We start from the raw sequence: 14,568 nt of genomic DNA, 5'->3' as shown, positions 1-14,568 counted from the left end.
AACGCGTGGCCGATGTTGTCGGCTGACGAGGAGCGGGCGCTGGCTGAAAAGCTGCATTACCAGGGCGATCTGGAAGCAGCTAAAACGCTGATCCTGTCTCACCTGCGCTTTGTTGTTCATATTGCTCGTAACTACGCGGGCTATGGCCTGCCGCAGGCGGATCTGATTCAGGAAGGTAATATCGGCCTGATGAAAGCCGTGCGCCGTTTCAACCCGGAAGTGGGTGTGCGCCTGGTTTCTTTCGCCGTGCACTGGATCAAAGCTGAGATCCATGAATATGTTCTGCGTAACTGGCGTATCGTGAAAGTCGCGACCACTAAAGCACAGCGTAAGCTGTTCTTTAACCTGCGTAAGACCAAGCAGCGTCTGGGTTGGTTCAACCAGGACGAAGTTGAAATGGTGGCTCGTGAGCTGGGTGTTTCCAGCAAAGACGTGCGCGAAATGGAATCCCGTATGGCGGCGCAGGACATGACGTTTGATATGTCTTCAGACGACGAGTCTGACAGCCAGCCGATGGCGCCGGTTCTGTATCTGCAGGATAAATCCTCTAACTTTGCCGATGGCATTGAAGAAGATAACTGGGAAGATCAGGCCGCGAACAAACTGACTCACGCAATGGAAGGTCTGGACGAACGTAGCCAGGATATCATCCGCGCCCGTTGGCTGGACGAAGACAACAAGTCGACGTTGCAGGAACTGGCCGATCGCTACGGCGTTTCCGCTGAACGTGTTCGTCAGCTTGAAAAGAACGCCATGAAAAAACTGCGCGCGGCGATCGAAGCGTAATCTTCGCGCATTGCCAATGAACCCTCGAATGTGAATTCGGGGGTTTTGTTTTTTGTAGGCCGGATAAGGCGTTTACGCTGCCATCCGACAACACCTTTGCCCGATGGCGCTTTGCTTATCGGACCTACGACCTTTCCTCCCCTCCCCAGACACGAATTTGTTATCTGGATGTAAATTTAGCTATTCCAAAATAATAAAAATCGGGTATGTTTTAGCAGAGTATGCTGCTAAAGCACGGGTGGCTATCCAATAATCGAAATAAAGTGCTGAACAACAACATCACAACACACGTAATAACCACAATAATGGGGATTGTCAGGATGAATATGAAGGGTAAAGCGTTATTGGCAGGATGTATCGCCCTGTCTTTGAGCAATATGGCGTTTGCTAAGGATATTAAAGTGGCCGTTGTCGGCGCAATGTCCGGTCCGGTAGCGCAGTATGGCGATCAGGAGTTTACTGGCGCAGAGCAGGCGATTGCGGATATCAACGCCAAGGGCGGGGTGAAAGGTGACAAACTGGTCGTGGTGAAATATGACGATGCCTGTGACCCGAAACAAGCGGTAGCGGTCGCGAACAAAGTGGTCAACGACGGGATTAAATACGTTATCGGCCATCTGTGCTCATCTTCTACCCAGCCCGCGTCAGATATCTATGAAGATGAAGGCATTCTGATGATTACCCCGGCAGCGACGGCGCCGGAGCTGACCGCGCGTGGTTATAAGCTGGTGATGCGCACCACCGGCCTGGATTCCGATCAGGGGCCAACTGCCGCCAAATACATTCTGGAAAAAGTGAAGCCGCAACGCATTGCCATCATTCACGATAAGCAGCAGTACGGTGAAGGTCTGGCGCGTGCGGTGCAGGACGGCCTGAAGAAAGGCAACGCCAACGTGGTGTTCTTTGACGGGATTACCGCCGGTGAAAAAGACTTCTCGACGCTGGTAGCGCGCCTGAAGAAAGAGAATATCGATTTCGTTTACTACGGTGGTTATCACCCGGAAATGGGGCAGATCCTGCGTCAGTCTCGTGCTGCTGGTCTGAAAACCCAGTTTATGGGTCCGGAAGGGGTAGCGAACGTGTCGCTGTCTAACATTGCGGGTGAGTCTGCGGAAGGCTTACTGGTAACCAAGCCGAAGAACTACGACCAGGTGCCAGCGAACAAACCGATTGTGGATGCTATCAAGGCCAAGAAACAGGATCCAAGTGGCGCATTCGTGTGGACCACTTACGCCGCGCTGCAATCCTTGCAGGCCGGTCTGAACCAGTCTGACGATCCGGCTGAAATTGCCAAGTACCTGAAAGCAAACTCAGTAGAAACCGTAATGGGGCCGCTGTCCTGGGACGAGAAGGGCGATCTGAAAGGCTTCGAATTCGGCGTGTTTGACTGGCATGCTAATGGTACGGCGACAGACGCCAAGTAATTGAGTGCCGAGTGGCGGCTTCGCCTTACCCGGCCTACATACCTGGAAAATTGCGAGGTGGTTTTTTATTTTTTGCTCCCAGCATGTAGGCCGGATAAGCGTCAGCGCCATCCGGCTTTTTTATCTTTTTTCCCAGCCATCCGCCTGGGCTGTAAAGCCTAACGCCTGCATAAACGCGGCCATCACGCTGCGGTCTTCAACGCCTACATCTGCCATCCACCATGAACTCACACTTGGGTTTTCACGGATCACCTCTTCGATCAAATACTGCCCGACGCCGCGACGACGGGTGATTTCACGTACGCGCAACGAATCCAGAGCACCTTGTGTGCCGCTCAGGGTGACACGTACTGCGCCTAACAGACGCTCGTTAAAACGCGCGGCGTAGATCCGGTGCGTTTCATCTACGCTTAATGATGAGGCGGAATATTCCGGCCAGATTTTGCCCAGATCAATCAGATCCTGAGCGCTAAAGTTGTTTAAACGAACGATGGTCAGCTTCATTAGCAGCATGTCCAAATCACAAAAGATGAGATCAGTGTACCGAAATAATTCGCCCGGATGCTTTCTCTTTTTTATGCGATTAACCAGGTTAATAGTTTTGCGACAACGGTAATGACAGTTTGAAACATTAGAGATTGAAAAACAGGCAGGATAATACCCTGGAATGCAGCATTTTATTCCGCTCTTTGTACCGTTATTTTATGCTGACAAACGTGCTTTTTTTTGTTTATCTATAGTGAAAAGCAGAATATTATCTTTTCTTAATCGACTGAAATATAGAGATTTTAGTCTGATTTTGCTTAAAAAACTGCGCTAACCCATTAATGAGACTGGTAAAAATAGTGCAGTTCAAAAAAAGCACAGTCTGCTTTTTAACCACATAAATACAAAATATTAATTACGTCACGAATGGGGATTCAGTTAATGAAACGGAATGCGAAAACAATCATCGCAGGGGTGATAGCACTGGCAATGTCGCATGCTGTCATGGCAGAAGATATCAAGGTGGCTGTTGTCGGGGCGATGTCGGGTCCGGTCGCGCAGTGGGGTGATATGGAATTTAATGGCGCACGTCAGGCCATTAAAGATATCAATGCCAAAGGCGGGATCAAAGGCGACAAGCTGGTGGCCGTGGAATATGACGATGCTTGCGATCCAAAACAGGCCGTTGCCGTAGCAAACAAAATCGTCAACGACGGTATTCAGTATGTTATTGGCCACCTGTGCTCATCTTCGACTCAGCCAGCGTCAGACATCTATGAAGACGAAGGGATCCTGATGATTTCCCCGGGCGCCACTAACCCGGAACTGACCCAGCGCGGTTACGCACACATTATGCGTACTGCGGGTCTGGACTCCTCTCAGGGACCAACCGCCGCGAAATACATTCTGGAGAAGGTGAAGCCGCAGCGCATCGCCATCATCCATGATAAACAGCAATACGGCGAAGGCCTGGCGCGTTCGGTGCAGGACAGCCTGAAAGCGGGCAAAGCCAACATCGTCTTCTTTGATGGCATCACCGCCGGGGAAAAAGATTTCTCTGCGCTGATTGCCCGTCTGAAGAAAGAAAATATCGACTTCGTCTATTACGGCGGCTACTACCCGGAAATGGGGCAAATGCTGCGCCAGGCGCGATCCGTTGGCCTGAAAACGCAGTTTATGGGGCCAGAGGGGGTGGGTAATGCCTCTCTGTCTAACATCGCCGGTGATGCCGCAGAAGGCATGCTGGTGACGATGCCAAAACGCTATGACCAGGATCCGGCGAATAAAGCGATTGTCGATGCGCTCAAAGCTGACAAGAAAGATCCAACCGGACCGTACGTGTGGATCACTTATGCAGCCGTCCAGTCACTGGCGAGCGCAATGGATCGCAGCGGAAGCAAAGAGCCGCTGGATCTGGTGAAAGATCTGAAAGCACACGGGGCTGATACCGTGATTGGGCCGCTGAAATGGGACGAAAAAGGCGATTTGAAGGGATTTGAGTTTGGTGTCTTTCAGTGGCACGCAGATGGTTCATCAACCGTTGCGAAGTAATACCTGAAGACGAGTTATCCCACCGCCCGTGCAAAACGGGCGGGTTAAGAAAGGTTACCTTATGTCCGAGCAGTTCCTCTATTTCTTGCAGCAGATGTTTAACGGCGTCACGCTGGGAAGCACCTACGCGCTGATCGCCATCGGTTATACGATGGTGTACGGCATTATTGGCATGATCAACTTCGCCCATGGCGAGGTGTATATGATCGGCAGCTATGTCTCCTTTATGATCATCGCTGCGCTAATGATGATGGGGATTGATTCCAGTTGGCTACTGGTCGCGGCGGGTTTCGTCGGCGCGATTGTGATTGCCAGCGCCTACGGCTGGAGTATTGAACGGGTGGCGTATCGGCCCGTGCGCAGCTCCAAGCGCTTGATCGCGCTGATTTCCGCTATCGGGATGTCCATCTTCCTGCAAAACTACGTCAGCCTGACGGAAGGTTCACGCGACGTGGCGCTGCCCAGCCTGTTTAACGGCCAGTGGACTGTCGGCAGTAGTGATAACTTCTCTGCATCTATCACCACTATGCAGTTGGTTATCTGGATTGTAACCTTCCTCGCGATGCTGGCACTGACGCTGTTTATCCGCTATTCGCGTATGGGACGTGCCTGCCGCGCCTGTGCGGAAGATCTGAAAATGGCCAGCCTGCTCGGCATTAACACCGACCGTGTGATTGCGCTGACCTTTGTGATCGGTGCGGCAATGGCGGCGGTTGCGGGCGTGCTGCTCGGTCAGTTCTATGGCGTAATTAACCCTTACATCGGCTTTATGGCCGGGATGAAAGCCTTTACCGCGGCGGTACTGGGCGGCATTGGCAGCATTCCTGGCGCGATGATTGGCGGCCTGATTTTGGGCGTTGCCGAAGCGCTTTCCTCTGCTTATCTGAGTACGGAATACAAAGACGTGGTGTCGTTCGCGTTGCTGATTCTGGTACTGCTGGTGATGCCGACCGGTATCCTGGGTCGTCCGGAGGTAGAGAAAGTATGAAACCGATGCATTTTGCAATGGCGCTGCTCTCTGCCGCCATGTTCTTCATCCTGGCGGGCGTCTTCATGGGCGTCCAGTTAGAGCTGGACGGCACCAAACTGGTGGTGGACACCGCTGCGGATATCCGCTGGCAGTGGGTGTTTATCGGCACTGGCGTCGTGTTTCTTTTCCAACTGTTGCGTCCGGCGTTCCAGAAAGGTCTGAAGAGCGTCTCCGGGCCGAAGTTTATTCTGCCAGCGATTGACGGCTCCACCGTTAAACAGAAACTGTTTCTGGTGGCGCTGCTGGTGATTGCCGTGGCATGGCCGTTTATGGTCTCGCGCGGCACGGTCGATATCGCCACGCTGACGATGATTTATATCATCCTCGGCCTCGGCTTAAACGTGGTGGTGGGGCTTTCCGGCCTGCTGGTGCTGGGCTACGGCGGCTTCTATGCCATCGGCGCTTATACCTTTGCGCTGCTGAACCACTATTACGGCCTCGGTTTCTGGACCTGTCTGCCGCTGGCGGGGCTGGTTTCTGCCGCTGCGGGGTTCCTGCTCGGCTTCCCGGTCCTGCGTCTGCGCGGTGATTATCTGGCGATTGTGACCTTAGGCTTCGGCGAAATCGTCCGTATCCTGCTGCTCAACAACACCGAAATCACCGGCGGCCCGAACGGTATTAGCCAGATCCCGAAACCTACTTTTTTCGGTCTTGAGTTCAGCCGCAGCGCGCGTGAAGGCGGCTGGGATACCTTCAGCAACTTCTTTAACGTGAAGTATGACCCGTCCGATCGCGTGATTTTCCTCTATCTGGTGGCGCTGCTGCTGGTGGTGTTCTCGCTGTTTGTCATCAACCGTCTGCTGCGCATGCCGCTGGGACGTGCGTGGGAAGCGCTGCGTGAAGATGAAATCGCCTGCCGTTCGCTGGGCTTAAATCCTACACGCATCAAGCTGACCGCCTTTACCATCAGCGCCGCGTTCGCGGGTTTTGCCGGCACGCTGTTTGCCGCGCGGCAGGGTTTTGTCAGCCCGGAATCGTTCACCTTTGCCGAGTCGGCCTTTGTGTTGGCGATTGTGGTACTGGGTGGAATGGGCTCGCAGTTTGCGGTCATTCTCGCAGCTATCCTGCTGGTGGTGTCACGCGAACTGATGCGTGATTTCAATGAATACAGCATGTTAATGCTGGGTGGTTTGATGGTACTGATGATGATCTGGCGTCCGCAGGGCTTGTTACCGATGACCCGTCCGCAGTTGAAGCTGAAAAACGGGGAAGCAAAAGGAGAGCAGGCATGAGTCAGCCATTATTATCCGTTAACGGCCTGATGATGCGCTTCGGCGGTCTGCTGGCGGTGAACAACGTTGAGCTGGAACTGAGACCGCAGGAAATCGTCTCGTTAATCGGGCCGAACGGCGCGGGAAAAACCACGGTCTTTAACTGCCTGACCGGTTTTTATAAACCGACGGGTGGGACGATTAAGCTGCGTGACCAGCATCTGGAAGGGCTGCCGGGTCAGCAAATCGCGCGTATGGGCGTGGTGCGTACTTTCCAGCACGTACGCCTGTTTCGCGAAATGACGGTGATTGAAAACTTGCTGGTGGCGCAACATCAGCAATTGAAAACCGGTGTCTTTTCCGGCCTGTTAAAAACGCCGTCGTTCCGTCGCGCGCAAAGTGAAGCCCTGGATCGCGCCGCCACCTGGCTTGCGCGTATTGGTTTGCTGGAGCATGCCAACCGTCAGGCCAGTAATCTCGCCTACGGTGACCAGCGTCGCCTGGAGATCGCCCGCTGCATGGTGACGCAGCCTGAGATCCTGATGCTTGACGAGCCTGCCGCTGGTCTCAACCCGAAAGAGACCAAAGAGCTGGATGAGCTGATTGCCGAACTGCGCAACCATCACAACACCACCATTCTGTTGATTGAGCACGATATGAAACTGGTGATGGGCATTTCCGACCGTATTTACGTGGTAAACCAGGGCACGCCGCTGGCGAACGGGACGCCGGAACAGATTCGTAATAACCCGGACGTGATCCGCGCCTATTTAGGTGAAGCATAATGGGGGCGAGGCATAATATGGATAAGGCGATGTTATCGTTCGATAAAGTCAGCGCCCACTACGGCAAAATTCAGGCGCTGCACGAGGTGAGCCTGTATATCAATCAGGGTGAAATCGTAACGCTTATCGGTGCCAACGGCGCGGGGAAAACCACCCTGCTCGGTACGTTATGCGGCGACCCACGCGCGACCAGCGGACGCATTGTCTTTGATGGTAAAGACATTACCGACTGGCAAACGGCTAAAATCATGCGTGAAGCGGTGGCGATCGTCCCGGAAGGGCGTCGTGTGTTTTCGCGCATGACGGTGGAAGAGAACCTGGCGATGGGCGGTTTCTTTGCCGAGAAGGACCAGTTTCAGGAACGTATCAAATGGGTGTATGACCTGTTTCCGCGCCTGCATGAGCGTCGCATTCAGCGTGCGGGTACCATGTCCGGCGGTGAACAGCAGATGCTGGCGATAGGCCGTGCGCTGATGAGCCAGCCCCGGCTATTGTTGCTTGATGAGCCGTCGCTGGGTCTGGCGCCGATTATCATCCAGCAGATCTTTAATACCATCGAGCAGTTGCGCGAGCAGGGGATGACCATCTTCCTCGTCGAGCAGAACGCCAACCAGGCGCTGAAACTCGCCGACCGCGGCTACGTGCTGGAAAACGGTCATGTGGTACTGGAAGACACCGGCGATGCGCTACTGGCGAATGAAGCGGTGCGTAGCGCTTATCTGGGCGGTTAAGATTTCTCTTAAGAGCTAAGGGGCCTGATGGCCCCTTTTTATCGCGTTATGTTATTATTGAGAATGGTTATCAATAATAACATGAACATGGAGAAGGGATGATACGTTCAGGTACCTGCATGATGATTGGAACTCTGTTATTGGCGTTTGCATCTGGTGTTCAGGCACTGGAACCGCAAACGTTCGACCCGCGCGATCCATCTATCTGGGAAGAGAAACCGGCCAACCCGTTGGCACAATCCAGCTCGCCCTGCGAAGTATTCACCAGCTCGGTATGCCCTGGCTGGGAAGATGAAAAATCAGATATCCAACGTGAACGTGAGCGGCGGGAACAGCAGCGTTTACAGAATGAATTTGAGCGACGCTGGCGTCGGGATTAACGTTACCGGAGTAAATGGGCAGCGTGTCAGGTAACGTCGCTAGCTAAATCTGCAGGTATTGCGAGCCTTGTCCCAGCAAGTATAGGTTATTTGCTGCATAATCAACGGCTTGATGTATATCTTGAGTCAATGGTAATTGAATGAATGATTTACCGCGTCAAACTGACGTGCTGCCCATGCCCGCAATAGACGGTGTTACGGTCTCTTTTAATGGACTGCACTATCTGCGCCCCGAGCTACTTCTGGATTTCGTGAGTATCAGTAGCGCGCCGTTGCTTGCCGTTACGCCTGTTGCATTGCTGTACTCTTCTGTTGGTGTGCTGCAGCAGGTCGACTTACGCAAGCTGCCGGTTGAAGTCGTTGGCCGTGTGGTTTATCCCATCACTTCGCTGAAGCTTCCTGCGTTACGAGGAAAGCTCATCATTAACGCCCAGTCGCGACGGCTCAAGTTTCTGGAAAGTCTGGCGGCGATATCGCCGGAAGATAATATCCACGGTATGCAGGTCCTGGGACTGGCGCTGGAGTTTACGTTCGCACAGCCTGAGTGATCTCATCTGTACGGCAAATCTTTTTATGGGCCGGGTAAGGCACCTCCCCGGCTTTGTTGTGCTCCACCCCGCATTTTCCTGTCACTCCGCTTTCACCGCCTTGCCATCTGTTTGTCGCCTTACTATCTTTTTTTTGTAATAAAAAAGTTATTTTTCTGTCATTCGAGCATGTCATGTTACCCCCGCGAGCATAAAACGCGTGATATCGCGCATCCGGCACAACAAGAGAGATAACCGATGATATCGTTACGACATACAGCTTTAGGACTGGCACTTAGCCTGGCATTTGCAGGTCAGGCGCTGGCAGTCACCACCATCCCGTTCTGGCACTCAATGGAAGGCGAACTGGGTAAAGAAGTTGATTCACTGGCGCAACGTTTTAATGCCGCCAATCCCGACTACAAAATTGTTCCACAGTATAAAGGCAACTATGAGCAAAGCCTGAGCGCAGGTATTGCCGCCTTCCGTACCGGAAACGCGCCTGCGCTGCTGCAGGTTTATGAAGTGGGGACGGCAACGATGATGGCCTCGAAAGCCATTAAACCGGTCTATGAAGTATTCAAAGAGGCCGGTATTAACTTTGATGAATCTCAGTTCGTGCCGACGGTTTCCGGTTATTACACTGACTCGAAAAGCGGACATTTACTCTCCCAGCCGTTTAACAGCTCCACGCCGGTGCTGTATTACAACAAAGATGCCTTCAAAAAAGCCGGTTTAGATCCTGAGCAGCCGCCAAAAACCTGGCAGGATCTGGCGGAATACACCGCGAAGCTGAAAGCCGCAGGTATGAAGTGTGGCTATGCCAGCGGTTGGCAGGGCTGGATCCAGATTGAAAACTTCAGCGCCTGGAACGGTCTGCCGGTCGCCACCAAAAACAACGGTTTTGACGGTACTGATGCGGTGCTGGAGTTCAATAAACCGGAGCAGGTGAAACACATTGCACTACTGGAAGAGCTGAATAAAAAGGGCGACTTCAGCTACTTTGGACGTAAAGATGAATCCACCGAGAAGTTCTACAACGGGGATTGCGCCATTACTACCGCTTCTTCAGGTTCTCTGGCCGACATCCGCCACTACGCCAAATTCAACTATGGCGTCGGCATGATGCCGTACGATGCCGATGTGAAGGGCGCACCGCAGAACGCGATTATCGGTGGAGCCAGTCTGTGGGTGATGCAGGGTAAAGACAAAGCCACCTACGAAGGTGTGGCGCAATTCCTTAATTTCCTCGCAAAACCAGAGATTGCTGCCGAATGGCATCAGAAGACCGGCTATCTGCCGATCACCACCGCCGCGTACGATCTGACTCGCGAGCAGGGCTTCTATGATAAGAACCCCGGGGCCGATATCGCCACCCGTCAGATGCTGAACAAACCGCCGTTGCCGTTCACTAAAGGGTTACGTCTGGGCAACATGCCGCAGATCCGTACCATCGTGGATGAAGAGCTGGAAAGCGTGTGGACCGGAAAGAAAACCCCACAGCAGGCGTTGGATGCCGCGGTTGAGCGTGGCAATCAGTTACTGCGCCGCTTTGAGCAATCGACCAAATCGTAATGTGAAATGCCGGGTGGCGGCTGCGCCTTACCCGGCCTACAAATGCGCGTAGGCCGGATAAGCGTAGCGCCATCCGGCGCTGTTCAGGAATCAAACCTCAATGTCCTCATCCCGTCCGGTGTTTCGCTCGCGCTGGCTTCCCTATTTACTGGTGGCCCCGCAGTTGGTTATCACCGTTATTTTCTTTATCTGGCCCGCCGGTGAAGCGCTGTGGTACTCGCTACAAAGCGTTGATCCTTTTGGCCTTTCCAGCCAGTTTGTCGGACTGGAAAACTTTGTCGCGCTGTTTCATGACCCGTACTACCTTGATTCGTTCTGGACGACGATAAAGTTCAGTACGCTGGTTACGGTAAGCGGCCTGCTGGTGTCGCTGTTTTTTGCTGCGCTGGTGAATTATGTCGTGCGCGGTAGCCGTTTTTACCAGACGTTGATGCTGTTGCCCTACGCCGTTGCGCCCGCCGTTGCCGCCGTACTGTGGATCTTCCTGTTTAACCCGGGTCGCGGGCTGATCACCCATTTGCTCGCTGAGTTTGGCTATGACTGGAATCACGCGCAAAACAGCGGTCAGGCCATGTTTCTGGTGGTGTTCGCGTCGGTCTGGAAGCAGATTAGTTACAACTTCCTGTTCTTCTTTGCCGCACTGCAATCTATTCCCCGGTCGTTGATCGAAGCCGCCGCGATTGATGGCGCAGGACCGGTTCGCCGTTTCTTTAAACTGGCGCTGCCGCTGATTGCGCCGGTCAGTTTCTTTTTGCTGGTGGTTAATCTGGTGTATGCCTTCTTTGACACCTTCCCGGTGATCGACGCCGCCACGGCAGGTGGGCCGGTACAGGCGACCACGACGTTGATTTATAAGATCTATCGTGAAGGCTTTGTCGGCCTGGATCTCTCTGCGTCAGCCGCGCAGTCGGTGGTGCTGATGTTCCTGGTCATTATTTTGACGGTGGTGCAGTTCCGCTATGTGGAAAGTAAGGTGCGTTACCAATGATTGAGAACCGTCGTGGGCTGACAATATTCAGCCATACCATGCTGATGCTGGGAATCATGGTGATCCTGTTCCCGTTGTACGTCGCGTTTGTCGCGGCGACGCTGGACAACAAAGCGGTATTTGAAACGCCGATGACGCTGATTCCCGGCACGCAGTTGCTGGAAAACATGAAATACATCTGGGTCAACGGCGTGGGCGTCAACAGCGCACCGTTCTGGCTGATGATGCTCAACAGTTTCATCATGGCGTTCAGTATTACGGTGGGGAAAATCACCGTCTCTATGCTCTCCGCATTCGCCATCGTCTGGTTTCGCTTTCCGCTGCGCAATCTGTTCTTCTGGATGATTTTTATCACCCTGATGCTGCCGGTTGAGGTGCGTATTTTCCCGACGGTAGAAGTGATCGCCAACCTGAAAATGCTCGACAGCTACGCGGGCCTGACGCTGCCGCTGATGGCGTCGGCTACCGCGACCTTCCTGTTCCGTCAGTTCTTTATGACCCTGCCGGATGAGCTGGTTGAAGCGGCGCGTATTGACGGCGCGTCACCGATGCGCTTTTTCCGCGATATCGTGCTACCGCTGTCAAAAACCAATCTGGCGGCGCTGTTCGTGATCACCTTTATTTACGGCTGGAACCAGTATTTGTGGCCGTTGTTAATTATTACCGATGTCAACCTGGGCACTGCGGTAGCGGGCATCAAAGGCATGATCGCCACCGGCGAAGGTACCACCCAATGGAATCAGGTGATGGCAGCCATGCTGCTGACGCTCATCCCTCCGGTAATTATCGTGTTAGCCATGCAGCGTGCCTTTGTGCGTGGTTTAGTGGACAGTGAGAAATAAAATGGCAGGACTCAAACTACAGGCAGTAACCAAAAGCTGGGACGGCAAAACCCAGGTGATTAAACCGCTGACGCTGGACGTTGCGGACGGGGAGTTTATCGTGATGGTCGGGCCATCCGGCTGCGGCAAGTCTACGCTGCTGCGGATGGTGGCCGGGCTGGAGCGGGTCAGCGGCGGCGATATCTGGATCGATAATAAGCGCGTCACCGAGATGGAGCCGAAAGATCGCGGCATTGCGATGGTGTTCCAGAACTATGCCCTCTACCCACATATGAGCGTAGAAGAAAACATGGCCTGGGGGCTGAAGATCCGTGGAATGGGTAAGGAGCATATTGCCGAGCGGGTGAAAGAGGCGGCACGTATTCTCGAACTGGGTGAACTGCTCAAACGTCGCCCACGCGAACTTTCCGGCGGCCAGCGTCAGCGCGTGGCGATGGGACGGGCGATTGTTCGCGATCCGGCGGTATTCCTGTTCGATGAGCCGCTTTCTAACCTCGATGCCAAGCTGCGCGTCCAGATGCGTCTGGAGTTACAACATCTGCATCGCCGACTGAAAACCACCTCGCTGTATGTGACGCACGATCAGGTTGAAGCGATGACCCTTGCCCAGCGGGTGATGGTGATGAACAAAGGCATTGCCGAGCAGATCGGTACGCCGGTTGAAGTGTACGAGAAACCTGCCAGCCGCTTTGTGGCGAGCTTTATCGGCAGCCCGGCGATGAACCTGCTGGATGGGCGTATTAGCGCTTCGGGTACGCATTTTGAACTGGATGACGGCATGGCTTTGCCCATCGCCAGGAGCGTCCGGGAGTGTATTGGGCGTAACATGACGCTGGGTATCCGCCCGGAGCATATTGCGTTAAGCTCGCAGGCCGATGGCGGTGTGCCGTTGGTTGTCGACACGCTGGAAATGCTGGGTGCGGATAACCTGGCGCACGGGCGCTGGGGCGAGCAAAAGCTGGTGGTGCGACTGGCGCATCAGCATCGCCCGACGGCAGGCAGCACGCTGTGGCTGCATCTGCCAGAAAATCATTTGCATCTTTTTGATGGCGAAACAGGACAACGCGTATGAGTAACTGGCCTTATCCCCACATTGTCGCCCATCGCGGCGGCGGTAAGCTGGCTCCGGAAAACACCCTGGCGGCGATAGACGTGGGGGCGCGATACGGGCATACCATGATTGAGTTTGACGCTAAGTTGTCGAAAGACGGCGAGATCTTTTTGCTGCACGACGACAATCTCGAACGGACCAGTAACGGCTGGGGCGTGGCGGGTGAACTGAACTGGCAGGATCTATTACGCGTGGACGCAGGCGGTTGGTTTAGCGGCGAGTTTAAAGGCGAACCGCTGCCGCTGCTCTCGCAAGTGGCCGCGCGCTGCCGTCAGCACGGCATGATGGCGAATATTGAAATTAAACCCACTACCGGCACCGGAACGCTAACCGGCAAAGTCGTGGCGCTGGCCGCGCGTGAACTGTGGGCGGGAATGACGCCGCCGCTGTTGTCGTCTTTTGAAATTGACGCGCTTGAAGCGGCGCAGCAGGCGGTTCCAGAACTGCCGCGCGGTTTACTGCTTGATGAATGGCGTGACGACTGGCGCGAACTCACTACCCGGCTCGGCTGCGTCTCGATTCATCTTAATCATAAGCTGCTGGATGAAGCGCGCGTGGATGCGTTGCGCGACGCGGGGCTACGTATTTTGGTTTATACCGTCAACCGACCCCAGCGCGCGGCAGAGCTGCTGCGCTGGGGAGTGGACTGCATCTGTACCGATGCTATTGATACGATAGGACCGGATTTTCAACCCTATTAAGGCCCAATCGTTTTTAACGGAACGTTAGGCTGCGGCGTGCTGGAGGGCTTCAGCATGTCGCCGTTCTTTTTCTCCGACAGCATATGTTGCTGTTTATTCAGCGAACTGTCCGGGTTGCGGGTTCCGTTCAACATGCCACCGTTGCTGTTGGGCAGCATCTGCTGTTGACCCGAATTCAACTCTCCAGGCTGGGACTGAAGGACTCGCTGGGAATTGGTGTTGATTTGGTTTTCCATATGCTGTTGCTGCATGCGGGTTTGCGTTTGCAACTGCTGGTTGAGCATCCCTTTTTGCTGAATTTGCTGCGTTTGCATTTGGGTTTGCATACGCTGCTGGCTCGGGATCTGGTAACCCGGTTGATTCGGGTTATTCATGGTGTTGATGGGCTGTGCAAAGCCTGCAAACGGCAATAGCATGGCTAAAAGTAAGAGTCGTTTCAT

16 protein-coding genes are annotated in these 14,568 nt (G+C 53.9%); 14 read left to right on the top strand and 2 right to left on the bottom strand.

Annotated elements, in window-relative coordinates:
• A partial coding sequence (gene rpoH / locus KQJ18_RS03270; RefSeq protein ID WP_216421407.1) for an RNA polymerase sigma factor RpoH occupies nucleotides 1-786 on the top strand: 786 nt, incomplete at its 5' end.
• Nucleotides 787-1,106: 320 nt separating this feature from the next.
• Nucleotides 1,107-2,210: a branched chain amino acid ABC transporter substrate-binding protein LivJ gene (livJ, locus tag KQJ18_RS03265; protein ID WP_139815584.1), complete on the top strand. Its 1,104-nt coding sequence runs from the start codon at nucleotides 1,107-1,109 to the stop codon at nucleotides 2,208-2,210.
• A gap of 120 nt (nucleotides 2,211-2,330) precedes the next feature.
• Here livJ and panM read toward each other — a convergent pair whose 3' ends face one another.
• The gene (gene panM / locus KQJ18_RS03260; RefSeq protein WP_038634992.1) at nucleotides 2,331-2,714 is read right to left on the bottom strand and encodes an aspartate 1-decarboxylase autocleavage activator PanM; all 384 of its coding nucleotides are present in this window, start codon (nucleotides 2,712-2,714) and stop codon (nucleotides 2,331-2,333) included.
• A gap of 423 nt (nucleotides 2,715-3,137) precedes the next feature.
• On the opposite strand from panM, the gene livK reads away from it, so the two are divergent.
• From livK to ugpQ, 12 genes are all read left to right on the top strand, one after another.
• Nucleotides 3,138-4,247 carry a high-affinity branched-chain amino acid ABC transporter substrate-binding protein LivK gene (livK, locus tag KQJ18_RS03255; protein WP_038634989.1) on the top strand — a complete coding sequence of 370 codons (1,110 nt, stop codon included), beginning with the start codon at nucleotides 3,138-3,140 and terminating at the stop codon, nucleotides 4,245-4,247.
• Nucleotides 4,248-4,308: 61 nt separating this feature from the next.
• The gene (livH, locus tag KQJ18_RS03250) at nucleotides 4,309-5,235 is read left to right on the top strand and encodes a high-affinity branched-chain amino acid ABC transporter permease LivH (RefSeq protein ID WP_003827575.1); all 927 of its coding nucleotides are present in this window, start codon (nucleotides 4,309-4,311) and stop codon (nucleotides 5,233-5,235) included.
• Nucleotides 5,232-6,509 (top strand): branched chain amino acid ABC transporter permease LivM, encoded by a 1,278-nt coding sequence (gene livM, locus KQJ18_RS03245; RefSeq protein WP_038634986.1) that lies wholly within the window; start codon nucleotides 5,232-5,234, stop codon nucleotides 6,507-6,509. The genes livH and livM overlap by 4 nt, the downstream gene beginning before the upstream one ends.
• On the top strand, nucleotides 6,506-7,273 hold the full coding sequence (gene livG / locus KQJ18_RS03240; protein ID WP_003827578.1) for a high-affinity branched-chain amino acid ABC transporter ATP-binding protein LivG: 768 nt from the start codon (nucleotides 6,506-6,508) through the stop codon (nucleotides 7,271-7,273). The genes livM and livG overlap by 4 nt, the downstream gene beginning before the upstream one ends.
• A 17-nt stretch (nucleotides 7,274-7,290) precedes the next feature.
• The gene (gene livF, locus KQJ18_RS03235; protein WP_087856271.1) at nucleotides 7,291-8,004 is read left to right on the top strand and encodes a high-affinity branched-chain amino acid ABC transporter ATP-binding protein LivF; all 714 of its coding nucleotides are present in this window, start codon (nucleotides 7,291-7,293) and stop codon (nucleotides 8,002-8,004) included.
• A 98-nt stretch (nucleotides 8,005-8,102) separates the two neighbouring features.
• Nucleotides 8,103-8,384, top strand: coding sequence for a hypothetical protein (locus KQJ18_RS03230; RefSeq protein WP_069323776.1), 282 nt, complete (start codon nucleotides 8,103-8,105; stop codon nucleotides 8,382-8,384).
• Between the two features lie 140 nt (nucleotides 8,385-8,524).
• A complete protein-coding gene (locus KQJ18_RS03225; RefSeq protein WP_085049030.1) occupies nucleotides 8,525-8,932 on the top strand; it encodes a dTDP-glucose pyrophosphorylase in 408 nt (135 codons plus the stop codon).
• A gap of 237 nt (nucleotides 8,933-9,169) precedes the next feature.
• Nucleotides 9,170-10,486 carry a sn-glycerol-3-phosphate ABC transporter substrate-binding protein UgpB gene (gene ugpB / locus KQJ18_RS03220; RefSeq protein ID WP_016154831.1) on the top strand — a complete coding sequence of 439 codons (1,317 nt, stop codon included), beginning with the start codon at nucleotides 9,170-9,172 and terminating at the stop codon, nucleotides 10,484-10,486.
• A 100-nt stretch (nucleotides 10,487-10,586) separates the two neighbouring features.
• Nucleotides 10,587-11,474: a sn-glycerol-3-phosphate ABC transporter permease UgpA gene (ugpA, locus tag KQJ18_RS03215; RefSeq protein WP_085049029.1), complete on the top strand. Its 888-nt coding sequence runs from the start codon at nucleotides 10,587-10,589 to the stop codon at nucleotides 11,472-11,474.
• Entirely contained in the window at nucleotides 11,471-12,316 is an 846-nt protein-coding gene (gene ugpE, locus KQJ18_RS03210) for a sn-glycerol-3-phosphate ABC transporter permease UgpE (protein WP_006687455.1), read from the top strand. The genes ugpA and ugpE overlap by 4 nt, the downstream gene beginning before the upstream one ends.
• A gap of 1 nt (nucleotide 12,317) precedes the next feature.
• The gene (locus tag KQJ18_RS03205; RefSeq protein WP_069323779.1) at nucleotides 12,318-13,388 is read left to right on the top strand and encodes a sn-glycerol-3-phosphate import ATP-binding protein UgpC; all 1,071 of its coding nucleotides are present in this window, start codon (nucleotides 12,318-12,320) and stop codon (nucleotides 13,386-13,388) included.
• Nucleotides 13,385-14,128, top strand: a complete 744-nt coding sequence (ugpQ, locus tag KQJ18_RS03200; protein ID WP_087856273.1) for a glycerophosphodiester phosphodiesterase — start codon at nucleotides 13,385-13,387, stop codon at nucleotides 14,126-14,128. Before KQJ18_RS03205 ends, ugpQ begins: the two co-directional genes overlap by 4 nt.
• Here the strand turns inward: ugpQ and KQJ18_RS03195 are convergent.
• Complete coding sequence (locus KQJ18_RS03195) at nucleotides 14,125-14,568, bottom strand: DUF2756 family protein (protein ID WP_038634965.1); 444 nt, start codon at nucleotides 14,566-14,568, stop codon at nucleotides 14,125-14,127. The genes ugpQ and KQJ18_RS03195 overlap by 4 nt on opposite strands.

Source organism: Citrobacter sp. S55_ASV_140 (genome assembly GCF_018919505.1).
In the GTDB taxonomy this organism is placed as follows: Bacteria; Pseudomonadota; Gammaproteobacteria; order Enterobacterales; family Enterobacteriaceae; genus Citrobacter; species Citrobacter werkmanii.
Note: the sequence above shows the minus strand (reverse complement) of the source record. Positions and strands in the feature narration are given on the sequence as shown.

Excerpts from the sequence above, each read along its gene's own strand:
- livJ (WP_139815584.1), top strand. The coding sequence starts at position 1,107 with ATGAATATGAAGGGTAAAGCGTTATTGGCAGGATGTATCGCCCTGTCT.
- panM (WP_038634992.1), bottom strand. The coding sequence starts at position 2,714 with ATGAAGCTGACCATCGTTCGTTTAAACAACTTTAGCGCTCAGGATCTG.
- livK (WP_038634989.1), top strand. The coding sequence starts at position 3,138 with ATGAAACGGAATGCGAAAACAATCATCGCAGGGGTGATAGCACTGGCA.
- livH (WP_003827575.1), top strand. The coding sequence starts at position 4,309 with ATGTCCGAGCAGTTCCTCTATTTCTTGCAGCAGATGTTTAACGGCGTC.
- livM (WP_038634986.1), top strand. The coding sequence starts at position 5,232 with ATGAAACCGATGCATTTTGCAATGGCGCTGCTCTCTGCCGCCATGTTC.
- livG (WP_003827578.1), top strand. The coding sequence starts at position 6,506 with ATGAGTCAGCCATTATTATCCGTTAACGGCCTGATGATGCGCTTCGGC.
- livF (WP_087856271.1), top strand. The coding sequence starts at position 7,291 with ATGGATAAGGCGATGTTATCGTTCGATAAAGTCAGCGCCCACTACGGC.
- KQJ18_RS03230 (WP_069323776.1), top strand. The coding sequence starts at position 8,103 with ATGATACGTTCAGGTACCTGCATGATGATTGGAACTCTGTTATTGGCG.
- KQJ18_RS03225 (WP_085049030.1), top strand. The coding sequence starts at position 8,525 with ATGAATGATTTACCGCGTCAAACTGACGTGCTGCCCATGCCCGCAATA.
- ugpB (WP_016154831.1), top strand. The coding sequence starts at position 9,170 with ATGATATCGTTACGACATACAGCTTTAGGACTGGCACTTAGCCTGGCA.
- ugpA (WP_085049029.1), top strand. The coding sequence starts at position 10,587 with ATGTCCTCATCCCGTCCGGTGTTTCGCTCGCGCTGGCTTCCCTATTTA.
- ugpE (WP_006687455.1), top strand. The coding sequence starts at position 11,471 with ATGATTGAGAACCGTCGTGGGCTGACAATATTCAGCCATACCATGCTG.
- KQJ18_RS03205 (WP_069323779.1), top strand. The coding sequence starts at position 12,318 with ATGGCAGGACTCAAACTACAGGCAGTAACCAAAAGCTGGGACGGCAAA.
- ugpQ (WP_087856273.1), top strand. The coding sequence starts at position 13,385 with ATGAGTAACTGGCCTTATCCCCACATTGTCGCCCATCGCGGCGGCGGT.
- KQJ18_RS03195 (WP_038634965.1), bottom strand. The coding sequence starts at position 14,568 with ATGAAACGACTCTTACTTTTAGCCATGCTATTGCCGTTTGCAGGCTTT.